We start from the raw sequence: 14,289 nt of genomic DNA on the forward strand, positions 1-14,289 counted from the left end.
ATGGCGGTGAGGCGGGGATTGACTCGCTTCGCTCGCCCCTTTGGGGCAGCCCGTTCGCTGCGCTCCCGGTCTGTCCAACTGGCTACGCCAGTAGTCGAACCCCGGTCGGGGTTTCTCATCCCCCCGCAGATGTGCAACATGCGAAAAAAAAGCCCGTACTTGCGTACGAGCTCTTCTTAAAATATGGCGGTGAGGCGGGGATTCGAACCCCGGATACGTTGCCGTATACACACTTTCCAGGCGTGCTCCTTCAGCCACTCGGACACCTCACCATATTGTATTGCTGCCTGACCGCTTGGGGGGCAACGGGGCGCTACTATAGGGAGTTGCGCTAAAACGGTCAAGCAGAATTTACGTGTTCACTCTCGTTTGGTTACGCAATGTACACATTCCTCCGCCCGGGCTGGCGCGGAGGATAGGATTAGCGCTGAGAGTCCAGTTTTTCGCCGTTAGTCACGACTTCCTGAGCTTTGCCGTAGCTCTCGATCAGCAGCTGATAAGCCGGGAAGACTTTGGTATACACTTCCGCCCATTCGGCGGCGTCTTCACGGTTCCATGTACCCTGAATTTCAGAAGCGACGGCGGCAGTATCCATTGGCACGACACCAGCCTGAACAACGCGAGCCAGGGTGATTTCCTGCGCCATTTTGCTGTAAGTACCGGAAGCGTCTATCACAGCGAAAACCTTGTAGCCTTCCGCAACCGCGCTGATGGCCGGGAAAGCCATGCACACGCTGGTAATCGTACCGGCGATAATCAGCGTTTTACGCCCCGTCGCTTTGACCGCTTTCACGAAGTCCTCGTTATCCCAGGCGTTGATTTCACCTTTACGCGCCACGTATTGGGCATGCGGCGCATTGGCGTGGATCTCTGGAATCAATGGACCGTTAGGCCCCTGTGGTACGGATGCCGTGGTAATCACCGGCATCTTTGCCAGGGTCGCCATTTTAGCCAGCGCGGCGGCACGCGCACGCAGTTCTGGCATTGGCATATCGCCGACGGTCTGGAACAGCCCGCTCTGATGATCGATAAGCAGCATGACGGAATCATTCACATCGATGACCGGACGTGAGCCATTAAAGTTTGCAGGACTGGACATATTCTTCTCCTTCGATTCAGATTTGGCCAAAGCGGCCGGAGTTAAAATCGCGTACGGCTTCAGCGATTTCTTGTTTCGTGTTCATCACAAACGGACCGTAACCCACAATCGGCTCGTTCAACGGCTCGCCAGACAGCAGCAGCACGCTGGCGTCGCTGGTGGCTTCAATGTGTAGCGTCTTGCCCTGCTGGCTTAGCACCACCAGTTGCGCTTCGCTGGCAGACGTGGTGCCGTTTACGGTGATATTGCCTTTTAATACCACCAGGGCGGTGCTCCATCCTTCAGGCTGGGACAACGTAAGCTGATGATTACGTTGCAGGCGCATATCCCAGACGTTCAGCGGCGAAAAAGTATGTGCCGGGCCTTTCGTATCCTGATAGCTGCCTGCAATCACACGAACGCTGCCTGCTTCATTGGGCAGGGCGACGGTCGGAATAACATCGCTGCTGATGCCCTGATAACCCGGTACGGCCATTTTGTCTTTTGCCGGTAGATTGACCCACAGTTGCACCATTTCCAGTTCGCCACCCTGACGGGTAAATTCAGGTGAATGGAACTCTTCGTGTAATATTCCTGCACCGGCAGTCATCCACTGCACGTCGCCGGGGCCGATAATGCCGCCGCGACCGGTTGAATCACGGTGTTCAACTTCGCCGCTGTAAACGATGGTCACCGTCTCAAAACCACGGTGCGGGTGTTCGCCTACGCCGCGTTTTTCGTTACCCGGAGTGAATGTATGCGGACCGGCGTAATCCAGCAGCAGGAACGGGCTTAGTTGCTCAGCATGAGACTGGTAAGAGAACATCGAGCGGACCGGAAATCCATCGCCAACCCAGTGTGGGCGAGGTGCGGTGTAGACGCCTGTTACTTGTTTCATATGTGTCTCCTCTAAGGCGTTGTCTTGATGTGAATAAGCTTATATTCATGACAGCGAGCTGAGTAGTAGCTAAAATAATCCTCACTGTCTCATTAATAGGACAATAAAATGACGAAGCCGGATCTCAATGATTTTGCATGGTTTGTGCATGTTGTAGAGGAAGGGGGATTTGCAGCGGCGGGTAGGGCGCTTGATGAACCAAAATCAAAACTGAGCCGACGTATAGCGCAACTGGAAGAGAGGCTGGGAGTCCGACTGATTCAGCGAACCACCCGCCAGTTTAACGTGACGGAAGTTGGGCAAACCTTTTACGAACACTGTAAGGCGATGTTGGTTGAAGCGCAGGCGGCGCAGGATGCCATCGCCGCGTTACAGGTTGAACCGCGTGGGATTGTGAAGCTGACTTGTCCTGTTACGTTGCTGCATGTGCATATCGGGCCAATGCTTGCCCGTTTTATGGCGCGTTATCCTGACGTATCCGTACAACTGGAGGCCACTAACCGCCGCGTGGACGTTGTTGGAGAAGGCCTGGACGTGGCGATCCGCGTCAGGCCCCGGCCATTTGAGGATAGCGATCTGGTGATGCGCGTGCTGGCGGACAGGGGACATCGTTTATATGCCAGTCCGCAGTTAATTGAGCAAATGGGGGCGCTACACTCTCCGGCGGAGCTGACACGCTGGCCGGGCCTGAGTCTGGCCTCAGGTAAACATGTGCATCGGTGGGAGTTATTTGGCCCGCAGGGTGCGCGGGCAGAGGTACATTTCACGCCGCGAATGATTACCACCGATATGCTGGCGTTACGTGAAGCCGCAGTCGCTGGCGTAGGTGTTGTGCAACTTCCGCAGTTGATGGTAAAAGATCAATTAGCCGAGGGTGAACTGGTCGCGTTGCTTGACGGCTGGGAACCTAAGCGAGAAATTATTCACGCCGTCTTCCCATCACGCAGGGGATTATTACCTTCAGTGCGCGCATTAGTGGATTTCTTAACGGAAGAATATGCGCGGATGATTGAGGATTAAATACCTGACCTCAGCCCACAAAAAAGGCCGGTTAAACCGACCTTTTATAATCTGGACGCCATTCGGGCGTTAAAAACAATCAGCGACTACGGAAGACAATGCGGCCTTTGCTCAGGTCGTACGGGGTCAGCTCAACAGTCACTTTGTCGCCCGTCAGGATGCGGATATAGTTTTTACGCATTTTACCGGAGATGTGTGCAGTAACCACGTGACCGTTTTCTAACTCTACGCGGAACATGGTATTAGGTAACGTATCGAGAACGGTACCCTGCATTTCAATATTGTCTTCTTTGGCCATCTAATCCTCTGGGGTATCACTACCGTAATTTGAACCGGCAAGATAATGCCGAAGTTCTTTTAATAAGTAAAGATTTGTGCGTTTAAAACACAGCAAATCGGGTTTGGCGCATTACTCTAACCACACAGCAAAGCTGCACTTAAAGCGCAACGTGTAAGGGAACGAGGAGATAAACGATAGGCGTTGCCTGACGCGAACTGTTCCTTAACGGCGGCGGGGTAATGGGCTAAACCAACTCTGCGCGACAATTATAACACCCCGACAAAAAATGTGCCGAAAACATTCACCTCTGAGGTAAAAATAACGTCCTGGGAACCCAGAAATGGCTCGGTAGCCGCTGCTGACGCAGTCTGCTCAGGTGCTCAAGGTACTCCCGACGCGGTGTTTCGACCGCCCCCAGCGAAGCTGTGTGGCTATTTAATACCTGGCAGTCGATTAATTTTCCGCCCTGACGGATAAATTCAGCGCAAAAAACAAGCAGTGCGGTTTTGGACGCATTTTCCTGACGGCTGAACATCGATTCGCCACAAAACAACGTGCCTTGCGCCACACCATACATACCGCCCACTAATTCATTGTGTCGCCACACTTCAATAGAGTGCGCATGCCCCAGTTCGTGCAGGCGATGGTATGCGTCCACCACATCATGCGTTATCCAGGTGCCTTCCTCCCGGTCATTCGCGCAGCCTTCAATCACCTGACCAAACGCGTAATTGAGCGTCACGCGATAAGGCGAATTTTTATGAAAGCGTTTCATGCTGCGGCTGAGGTGAAATTTCTCGGGCCAAAGAATAGCGCGCGGATCGGGCGACCACCAGAGGATGGGGTCGCCGGGTGAAAACCATGGGAAAATACCGCGCTGGTAGGCCATCAGCAGGCGGGCGGGACTGAGATCGCCGCCAAGCGCCAACAAACCGTTAGGCTCGCGTAAAGCGCCTTCCGGTGACGGGAAGGCTATAGAATGGCGGGACAGTTGCACCAGGCGCATGACAGCGAAACTCCACTACGCGAGTTTGATCGTTCAATAATAGCTTACAGACGTTGCTTAAACTGGTAATAACGCCCCTGCCTGGCTAACAGATCTGCGTGATTACCTTGCTCAATAATTTGTCCGTTGTCCATTACTATTATTTGATCAAAACGCGACAACCCGCGCAGGCGGTGTGTCACCATCAGTACGGTTTTATTGCGCATGACATCGCTAATTAATTCAAGCATTTGGCTTTCCGTTGTGGCATCAAGCCCTTCGGTAGGTTCATCCAGCAGCATTAGCGGAGCATCGTGCAATAAGGCGCGGGCGATAGCCAGACGACGGAGCTCACCGCCAGAAAGCTGACGACCGCCTTCACCCAGCCAGGCGTTGAGTCCATCATTCTCAAGCAGTTTGTCCAGACCGACGCGGCGCAACATCGCGGCTAATGCGTTATCGTCGGCGTGCGGTGCCGCCAGCAGCAGGTTATCGCGAAGGGTTGCGCTGAACAGGTGTACGCGCTGCGGCACGACGCTGATGCACTGGCGCAGCGTGGCTTCACTAAGGGTAGCAATCGGCTGCTCGTTAATCAGGATTTCGCCACCCTGCGGATCCCATGCGCGGGTCAACAATTGCAGCAGCGTTGATTTGCCGCAGCCGGTACGACCAAGAATCGCAATGTGTTCACCGGGTGAGGCTTGCAGGGAAAGGGTATCGAGCGCTTTTTGTGCCTGACCCGGGTAGCTGAATGACACATCGCGTAGCGTAAGGGTGACCTGCTCAGGAACCGGAGAGCCGGCATCCGGGAAGGTAACTTCTGGCTGCTGTTCGGTTAACTCGGTGATGCGCAGCGCGGAGGCAATGACCTGACCGAGATGCTGAAACGCACCGGTGACTGGCGCCAACGCTTCGAACGCCGCCAGCGCACAGAAAACAAACAGCGCGATCAGTGCGCCTGGCTGGGTGTTGCCGCCCACGCCGCCTGAGGCCATCCATAACATCATTATTACCGCCAGCGCGCCAACTAACAGCATGACCGCCTGTGACAGCGCGGTTAATTCAGACTGGCGTCGCTGGGCTTCGTGCCACTGTAACTCGGTGGCTTCCATTTGAGCGCGGTAGCGTTCACTGGCGCCAAAAATGGTCAATTCAGCCTGGCCTTGCAGCCAGGACGTTAACTGCTGACGATATTGTCCACGCAGATGCGTCAGACTTTGTCCGGTGCTCTTGCCTGCCTGATAAAAGAGCGGGGGCAGGATAAATAAGGTCAGCAGCATAATACCGCCGAGAGTGATAGCCAGCGTGAAATCGAGAACGCTTAGCCCCAGTGTAACTACCATAATGACGACAAAAGCGCCCACTAGCGGAGAGAGTACGCGTAAGTACAGATGATCGAGCGTGTCGACATCTGCTACGATGCGGTTGAGCAATTCCCCCTGTCCATAACGAGACAGGCCAGCAGGCGAGAGCGGCAAGAGTTTGCTGAAGGTATAAATACGCAAATGTTGCAGCACGCGGAACGTGGCGTCGTGGCTGACCAGGCGCTCGAAATAACGCCCCGCGGTACGGGTGATTGCTGCACCACGTACGCCTGCGGCAGGAAGCATATAGTTAAAGCTGTAAATCCCGGTGACACCAACCACCGCAGAAGCCGACAGGAACCAACCTGAAAGCGTCAGCAAACCAATACTTGCCAGCAGCGTGACGATCGCCAGAACGATCCCCAGCGTTAACATCCATTTGTGACGTTTATACAGCGTCAGATAAGGTAGCAAAGCGCGCATTCAGATATCCTCCTGACGATGAGCCAGTAATGTCGCAAAAGCCCCGTTGGCTGAGCTAAGTTCGGTCCCGGTACCTTGTTCAACGATCTGCCCGTCCTGCATCACCCAGATAGCGTCCCAGTCGGTAAGATCTTCCAACTGGTGTGTCACCATCAGCGTGGTCTGGCGGCGTGATGCCGCGTTCAACGCCTGCATCACGCGTTGTTCGCTGTGCGCATCAAGGCTGGCGGCGGGTTCGTCCAGCAGCAGTAACTGACAGGGATTGAGTAAGGCGCGAGCCACGGCAACGCGTTGCGCTTGTCCGACGGAAAGTCGAGCCGCCTGATCGCCTACTGGCGTATCCACGCCCTGCGGAAGCAGGGGTAAAAACTCGCTGACCCAGGCGCTGTCGAGTGCGGCCTGTAGCTGCTCCTCGCTGGCATCGGGGCGAGCCAGCAGCACGTTTTCACGTAACGTGGCGGCTGGAAGCTGTGGGTTTTGCCCGACCCATGACAGTTGTTTACGCCAGCAATCAGGCGACAGATCACGTAGCTCAAAGCCGTTAATTCGCAGCGATCCCTGATAAGAGAGGAAACCAGACAGGACATTGAGCAGCGAACTTTTGCCGGAACCGCTGCGTCCAACCAGTACAGCGCGTTGACCGGCTGCCAGGGTAAAGTTGAGCGGCCCGGCCAACACTTTGCCTTCCGGCGAGGTGATGACCAGATCTTGCGCTTCAATTGAAACGGCGTCTTTCGTCGCCAGCTCAATGTCGCCACGCTCTGGATGAGCCAGCGGGGTTTCCATAAAGGTTTTCAGGCTGTCTGCTGCACCAACGGCTTGCGCTTTGGCGTGATAAAAGGTGCCCAGATCGCGCAGTGGCTGGAAAAATTCCGGCGCAAGAATGAGCGCGAGGAAGCCAGCAGCCAACGTGACGCCCGTCCCGTAGTGGCCGAAATCGAGCTCTCCGAGGTAGGAAAAACCGAAGTAAACCGCGACCAACGCAATAGAAAGCGATGTAAAGAACTCAAGGACACCGGATGACAGGAATGCCAGGCGCAGGACTTCCATGGTGCGCTGGCGGAAATCCTGTGACGCAGCGCGGATGCTTTCCGTTTCGGCTTCACCACGACCAAATATTCTTAGCGTCTCCATGCCCCGCAGACGATCAAGAAAATGGCCGCTGAGACGAGCAAGAGCCTGAAAATTGCGGCGGTTAGCATCGGCTGCGCCCATACCGACCATTGCCATAAACAATGGGATCAGCGGAGCTGTTCCGAGCAGTATAAGAGCGGCCACCCAGTTTGACGGGAACACCGCAGCCACAATCAATAACGGGACGCATACGGCCAGCGCCATTTGCGGCAGATAACGCGCATAGTAGTCATGCATATCGTCAATCTGCTCCAGGATAAGCGTAGCCCAGCTCCCGGCTGGTTTACCCTGTATCCAGGCAGGACCTGCCTGTTGCAGACGGTCAAGCACCTGGCGGCGAATTTCAAAGCGAATATGCTGCCCTGCGTGAAACCCGACCCGCTCGCGTAACCAGACGACCCATGCCCGCAGGATGAAAATCAATACCAGCACGATGAAAGGAAGCAGAAGCGCCTCTCGGGGAATATTGGCCATTATCATATGGTCCAGAATTCGGGCCATGAGCCAGGCCTGAGCGACGATTAACAGACCGCTCACGAATCCCAACAGGCGTGAAATGTTCAGCCATCGTTGGGAAATTACACTTTGCTGTTTTAACCAGCGGGTCAGCTCTTTTTGACGGGTTTTATTCATTGCACGCTTAGCAGGTGAGTTATTGGAATTTTTGGGCAGGGCAATGTTACAACGAGGCAAAAATAAAGGCGACTTATAGTCGCCTTTTTTACTTTTGTTACTGATTTGTAAAACTTATTTGCAAGCGTCCGCCAGGCCGTCGAGATAACGTTCGGCATCAAGCGCAGCCATACAGCCCGTGCCCGCAGAGGTGATCGCCTGGCGATAAATATGGTCCATCACGTCACCGGCTGCGAAGACACCCGGAATGCTGGTTTGTGTGGCATTACCGTGAATACCGGACTGAACTTTGATGTAGCCATTTTCCAGCTCAAGCTGACCGTCAAAAATGGCGGTATTCGGGCTGTGACCGATAGCGACAAACAAACCGGCAACGTCCAGTGACTCCACGTTGTCAGTGTTTTGCGTATCGCGCAGACGCAGTCCGGTAACGCCCATTTGATCGCCGGTCACTTCTTCCAGCGTGCGGTGGGTGTGCAGCACGATGTTGCCGTTTTCAACTTTATCCATCAAACGTTTGATGAGAATTTTTTCGGCGCGGAAGCTGTCGCGGCGGTGAATCAAATGCACTTCAGATGCGATATTTGCCAGATACAGCGCTTCTTCAACAGCGGTGTTGCCGCCGCCGATCACCGCAACTTTTTGGCTACGGTAGAAGAAACCGTCGCAGGTCGCGCAGGCGGAAACGCCACGGCCTTTGAATGCTTCTTCCGAGGGTAGACCCAGATAACGCGCTGAAGCGCCGGTAGCGATGATCAACGCGTCACAGGTGTATTCACCGCTGTCGCCGGTCAGACGGAAAGGACGATTTTGCAGATCAACTTTGCTGATGTGATCAAAAATGATTTCAGTATCAAATTTGGTCGCATGTTCGTGCATACGCTCCATCAGTAGGGGGCCCGTGAGATCGTGCGGATCGCCAGGCCAGTTTTCCACTTCTGTCGTTGTGGTCAACTGACCACCTTTTTCCATACCGGTAATCAGTACCGGTTGCAGGTTAGCGCGAGCAGCGTAGACCGCAGCGGTATATCCTGCAGGGCCAGAGCCCAGAATAAGAAGTTTACTGTGTTTGGTTGCGCCCATGAGATCCCCATAGTTGTTGGCAGGCAATGAGCAGGATTGTAGGGAATTTGCAGGCGTAAAAAAAGAGTATGGCGATTTTGTTAACAATATGTGTAATAGCAGAAACCGATGAGCGGGTGGATTAGGCGTAATACTATAACGATTTCTACTTAAAATCGGTCAGTTATAAGGTGATAAAATGACGATTTTCCATCACTGCGAATGAATAACTGGCATGTTGTACTAAAAATCGATGTTTTGCTTTGACAATCACCTGCTGTTTTGCGAAAACATTCAAGGAAGAAAAAAACTGTGTCATGTATATGCTGCATAATCATGCATGTAGATACCATGTTTACCGTGTTAGCGAAATCTACGCATGGTGTGGACAGATGCCATTCGTGATGTCGATAGCCGCCGACAGGCAACGGTCTTCTCACCATAAGCCCAGGCATTGCGAACCGAAAATCCCTCTGGGTTGCGGTTTATTTTGATGGGTAGCGGCTCTGAACAGTGATGTTGGTAGAGTCAGGCAGGAGTAGGGAAGGAATACAGAGAGACAATAATAATGGTAGATAGTAAGAAGCGCCCTGGCAAAGATCTCGACCGTATCGATCGTAACATTCTTAATGAGCTGCAAAAGGATGGGCGTATTTCTAACGTCGAGCTTTCTAAACGTGTGGGACTTTCACCAACGCCCTGCCTTGAGCGTGTGCGTCGGTTGGAAAGACAGGGTTTCATTCAGGGCTATACAGCGCTGTTAAACCCACATTATCTGGATGCATCACTTCTGGTTTTTGTTGAGATTACTCTGAATCGTGGCGCCCCGGATGTGTTTGAACAATTTAACTCTGCGGTACAAAAACTTGAAGAAATTCAAGAGTGTCATTTGGTTTCCGGTGATTTCGACTATTTGCTGAAAACACGCGTACCGGATATGTCGGCATATCGTAAGCTGTTAGGGGAAACCCTGCTGCGTCTGCCTGGCGTGAATGACACACGTACCTATGTAGTAATGGAAGAAGTCAAACAGAGCAATCGTCTGGTAATTAAGACGCGCTAACACGGAACAGGTGCAAAATCGACGCAGTTTGATTACACTCCTGTTAATCCATACAGCAACAGTGCCGGGGTGACCCGGTGCTGTTGTCCGTTTTAGCATCGGGCAGGAAAAGCCTGAAACCTGGAGAGCCGTTTTTGAGCCAGGAATACACTGAAGACAAAGACGTCACATTGACGAAGTTAAGCAGCGGGCGCCGACTTCTGGAAGCGCTACTGATTCTTATTGCCCTTTTTGCCGTCTGGTTGATGGCTGCCTTACTCAGCTTTAACCCTTCGGATCCCAGTTGGTCGCAAACCGCGTGGCACGAACCTATCCATAATCTGGGCGGAATACCCGGAGCATGGCTGGCGGACACGCTGTTCTTTATTTTCGGCGTCATGGCCTACACCATTCCCGTCATCATTGTCGGCGGCTGCTGGTTTGCATGGCGACACCAGGCCAGCGACGAATACATCGATTATTTTGCCGTTTCGCTGCGCATTATTGGCGTTTTGGCACTGATTCTCACCTCCTGCGGGCTTGCCGCAATCAATGCCGATGACATCTGGTATTTCGCCTCTGGCGGCGTGATCGGCAGTCTGCTCAGTACGACGCTGCAACCCTTACTGCACAGCAGCGGCGGTACGCTGACGCTATTGTGCATTTGGGCTGCGGGATTAACGCTGTTTACCGGCTGGTCGTGGGTGAGTATTGCGGAAAAACTGGGCGGTTGGTTACTCAATATCCTGACCTTTGCCAGCAACCGTACCCGCCGCGACGATACCTGGGTCGATGACGAAGAATATGAAGATGAAGACGAGTCTGTCGATGCCGCTGATGGCAAACCCCATGAATCGCGCCGGGCTCGTATTCTGCGCGGTGCGTTAGCGCGTCGTAAGCGTCTGGCGGAGAAATTTACCAACCCGCTTGGCCGTCATACCGATGCGGCGCTGTTCTCCGGCAAACGCATGGATGATGAAGACGAAATTGAATACAGCGCCCGTGGCGTTGTTGCCGATCCTAACGATGTGCTGTTTTCTGGTAATCGCGCGACGCTGCCTGAATATGACGAACTCGACCCACTGCTGAATGGTCATTCGGTGACAGAGCCAGTAGCCGCCGCCGCGGCAGCTACAACGGCCGCGCAGGCCTGGAGCGCGCCGGTTGATCCGCTGCTGCAAACATCGCCCGTGACCAGCACTGTTCTGGAACAACAGGCCCCAGCCGTAGCCTGGCAAACCGCGCCTGGCCCGCAAACCGGTGATGCGGTGATTGCACCAGCGCCAGAAGGTTATCCGCAGCCAACCCAGTACGCGCAGCCACCGGTACAACAGCAGTATGAGCCATGGCAGCAGCCGGTTGTGGAGCAGAATTCGCAGCCGCAATATTACGCGCCACAGACCGCTGAACCCGCTTATGCGCAACCCGTTGCGCCGCAACCGCAGGCGTTCACCACGGAGCAAAACTGGCAACCTGAATCCACTTTTCAGCCGGAACCTGTGCAACAACCTGTGTATCAGCAGGAAGCAACCTTTCAACAAAATTCCACGCTCCAGCAGCCTGTTTATCAGCCGGAGCCCGTGCCGCAACCTGTGTATCAGCAGGAATCAACTCTTCAACAGAACAATACGTTCGAGCAGCCTGTAGTTGAACAACCTCCTGTGGTGGAATCTGAACCGCTGCTAGAAGAGGTTAAACCGACTCGTCCGCCGCTCTACTATTTTGAAGAAGTGGAAGAGAAACGTGCGCGCGAGCGCGAGCAACTGGCTGCCTGGTATCAACCGATACCAGAGCCTGTTCAGGAGCCTGAACGTGTTAAGCCGTCTATGCCATCTATGCCGACGGCTGCATCCATTCCGCCCGTTGAGTCTGTTGCTGCCGTTGCGCCGCTGGCTGCCGGATTAAAAAGCGCCGCATTGGGGGCGGGCGCCGCTGCCGCAGCACCTGTCTTTAGCCTTGCGGGTAGCGGTGCGCCGCGTCCACAGGTGAAAGAGGGTATTGGTCCGCAGTTACCGCGTCCGAATCGTGTGCGCGTACCTACTCGTCGGGAATTGGCGTCGTATGGCATCAAATTGCCGTCACAGCGTATGGCTGAAGAGAAAGCGCGCGAAGAGCAGCTTGATACAGATGCGTACAGTGACGATGAAATTGATGCGATGCAGCAAGATGAGCTGGCGCGTCAGTTTGCCCAATCGCAGCAGCACCGCTATGGCGAAGAGTATCAGGATGATACCAATCACACTGATGACGAAGATTCAGCCGCAGAAGCGGAACTGGCTCGCCAGTTTGCCTCTTCCCAACAGCAACGCTATTCCGGTGAACAGCCTGCCGGGGCAAATCCGTTCTCGCTCGATGACTTTGAATTTTCGCCGATGAAAACGTTGGTGGATGAGGGCCCGCATGAGCCGTTGTTTACGCCAGGCGTAATGCCGGAGTCTGCGCCACAGTACCAGGAACCTGTCGCACCGCAGCAGCATTATCAGCAACCGACGCAGCCAGTCGCACCGCAGCAGCATTATCAGCAACCGGCGCAGCCAGTCGCACCGCAGCAGCATTATCAGCAACCGGCGCAGCCAGTCGCACCGCAGCAGCAATATCCGCAACCGGCGCAGCCAGTCGCAGCGCAGCAGCATTATCAGCAACCGGCGCAGCCAGTCGCACCGCAGCAGCATTATCAGCAACCGGCGCAGCCAGTCGCTCCGCAGCAGCACTATCAGCAGCCAGCACAGCCGGCTACACCGCCAACGCAGGATAGTCTGATCCATCCGCTCCTGATGCGTAATGGCGACAGTCGTCCGGCGCACCGTCCAAGTACGCCGCTGCCATCGTTAGATTTGCTCACACCGCCGCCGAGCGAAGTTGAGCCGATAGATACTTTCGCGCTGGAGCAAATGGCACGTCTGGTGGAAGCGCGTCTGGCGGATTTCCGCATTAAAGCCGATGTGGTGAACTACTCTCCAGGCCCGGTGATTACCCGCTTTGAGCTTAATCTGGCTCCTGGGGTTAAAGCGGCGCGTATTTCTAACCTGTCGCGAGATCTGGCGCGTTCGTTGTCCACCGCGGCGGTACGTGTGGTTGAGGTTATACCAGGCAAACCGTATGTCGGACTGGAGTTACCGAATAAAAAACGTCAAACCGTTTATCTGCGTGAAGTGCTGGATAACGCTAAATTCCGTGATAACTCATCTCCGCTGACCGTGGTGCTGGGTAAAGATATTGCGGGCGAACCGGTGGTGGCCGATCTGGCAAAAATGCCGCACCTGCTGGTAGCAGGGACAACCGGATCCGGTAAGTCTGTTGGGGTGAACGCCATGATCCTCAGCATGCTGTACAAGGCGCAGCCGGAAGACGTTCGCTTTATCATGATTGACCCGAAAATGCTGGAACTGTCGGTTTATGAAGGCATTCCGCATCTGCTGACAGAAGTCGTGACCGACATGAAAGATGCTGCTAACGCCTTGCGCTGGAGCGTCAATGAAATGGAACGTCGCTACAAGCTGATGTCAGCGCTTGGCGTGCGTAACCTTGCTGGTTATAACGAGAAAATCGCCGAAGCCGCCCGCATGGGACGTCCGATTCCGGACCCGTACTGGAAGCCGGGCGACAGCATGGATGTTCAGCATCCGGTGTTGGAAAAACTGCCGTATATCGTTGTGCTGGTGGATGAATTCGCCGACCTGATGATGACAGTTGGCAAAAAGGTGGAAGAACTGATTGCTCGTCTGGCGCAAAAAGCGCGTGCGGCGGGGATCCACCTGGTGCTGGCAACCCAGCGGCCGTCGGTTGACGTTATCACCGGTCTGATTAAAGCAAACATCCCGACGCGTATCGCTTTTACCGTGTCGAGCAAAATTGACTCGCGTACCATCCTTGACCAGGGCGGAGCGGAATCGCTGTTGGGTATGGGTGACATGCTTTATTCCGCACCGAACTCGACGATCCCAGTGCGTGTTCACGGCGCCTTTGTCCGCGATGAAGAAGTTCACGCAGTGGTTCAGGACTGGAAAGCGCGCGGTCGTCCACAGTACGTCGACGGCATTACTTCTGACAGCGAAAGCGAAGGCGGCGGTGGCGGCTTTGATGGTGGCGAAGAGTTGGATCCGCTGTTCGATCAGGCGGTAAACTTTGTGACCCAGAAACGCAAAGCCTCAATCTCCGGCGTCCAGCGTCAGTTCCGTATCGGATACAACCGAGCGGCGCGCATCATCGAGCAGATGGAAGCGCAGGGTATTGTCAGCGAACAAGGGCATAATGGTAATCGTGAAGTGCTGGCTCCGCCGCCCTTCGAATGATTGCAAAGTTAAGTAATTCAGTATTTTCTACTTTCCTCATGCTGATTTTTGGCCTGAAATGGATAGCAGAGGGATCTC

The 14,289-nt window shown here is 54.3% G+C and carries 10 protein-coding genes, 1 tRNA gene and 1 pseudogene; 3 read left to right on the forward strand and 9 right to left on the reverse strand.

All coding sequences use genetic code 11. The annotated features are described in order from the left end of the window. Positions 1-184: 184 nt before the first annotated feature. The 3 genes from LA337_07550 to LA337_07560 form a co-directional block, all read right to left on the reverse strand. Positions 185-272 (reverse strand) — tRNA-Ser (locus LA337_07550). A gap of 149 nt (positions 273-421) precedes the next feature. Beyond that, positions 422-1,099, reverse strand: coding sequence for an isochorismatase family protein (locus tag LA337_07555; protein ID UBI17541.1), 678 nt, complete (start codon positions 1,097-1,099; stop codon positions 422-424). A 16-nt stretch (positions 1,100-1,115) separates the two neighbouring features. Further along, a complete protein-coding gene (locus tag LA337_07560; protein ID UBI17542.1) occupies positions 1,116-1,976 on the reverse strand; it encodes a pirin family protein in 861 nt (286 codons plus the stop codon). Positions 1,977-2,084: 108 nt separating this feature from the next. Between LA337_07560 and LA337_07565 the strand changes: the two genes are divergently transcribed. Then, the gene (locus LA337_07565; GenBank protein ID UBI17543.1) at positions 2,085-2,996 is read left to right on the forward strand and encodes a LysR family transcriptional regulator; all 912 of its coding nucleotides are present in this window, start codon (positions 2,085-2,087) and stop codon (positions 2,994-2,996) included. Between the two features lie 79 nt (positions 2,997-3,075). Here LA337_07565 and infA read toward each other — a convergent pair whose 3' ends face one another. From infA to trxB, 6 genes and pseudogenes are all read right to left on the reverse strand, one after another. Next, complete coding sequence (gene infA, locus LA337_07570) at positions 3,076-3,294, reverse strand: translation initiation factor IF-1 (protein UBI17544.1); 219 nt, start codon at positions 3,292-3,294, stop codon at positions 3,076-3,078. Beyond that, a pseudogene (locus LA337_07575) lies at positions 3,222-3,577 on the reverse strand (hypothetical protein). The gene infA and the pseudogene LA337_07575 overlap by 73 nt, the downstream one beginning before the upstream one ends. Next, positions 3,578-4,282, reverse strand: coding sequence for a leucyl/phenylalanyl-tRNA--protein transferase (gene aat / locus LA337_07580; protein UBI17545.1), 705 nt, complete (start codon positions 4,280-4,282; stop codon positions 3,578-3,580). It lies immediately after the preceding pseudogene. Between the two features lie 44 nt (positions 4,283-4,326). Beyond that, positions 4,327-6,048 carry a cysteine/glutathione ABC transporter ATP-binding protein/permease CydC gene (gene cydC / locus LA337_07585; GenBank protein ID UBI17546.1) on the reverse strand — a complete coding sequence of 574 codons (1,722 nt, stop codon included), beginning with the start codon at positions 6,046-6,048 and terminating at the stop codon, positions 4,327-4,329. Beyond that, positions 6,049-7,815, reverse strand: a complete 1,767-nt coding sequence (cydD, locus tag LA337_07590; GenBank protein UBI17547.1) for a cysteine/glutathione ABC transporter permease/ATP-binding protein CydD — start codon at positions 7,813-7,815, stop codon at positions 6,049-6,051. A gap of 114 nt (positions 7,816-7,929) precedes the next feature. After that, on the reverse strand, positions 7,930-8,898 hold the full coding sequence (gene trxB / locus LA337_07595) for a thioredoxin-disulfide reductase (GenBank protein UBI17548.1): 969 nt from the start codon (positions 8,896-8,898) through the stop codon (positions 7,930-7,932). 547 nt (positions 8,899-9,445) lie between these two features. On the opposite strand from trxB, the gene lrp reads away from it, so the two are divergent. After that, on the forward strand, positions 9,446-9,940 hold the full coding sequence (lrp, locus tag LA337_07600) for a leucine-responsive transcriptional regulator Lrp (GenBank protein UBI17549.1): 495 nt from the start codon (positions 9,446-9,448) through the stop codon (positions 9,938-9,940). 134 nt (positions 9,941-10,074) lie between these two features. Further along, entirely contained in the window at positions 10,075-14,211 is a 4,137-nt protein-coding gene (gene ftsK / locus LA337_07605) for a DNA translocase FtsK (GenBank protein UBI17550.1), read from the forward strand. Positions 14,212-14,289 lie beyond the last annotated feature (78 nt).

The sequence above is a fragment of the Citrobacter europaeus genome (assembly GCA_020099315.1).
In the GTDB taxonomy this organism is placed as follows: Bacteria; Pseudomonadota; Gammaproteobacteria; order Enterobacterales; family Enterobacteriaceae; genus Citrobacter; species Citrobacter europaeus.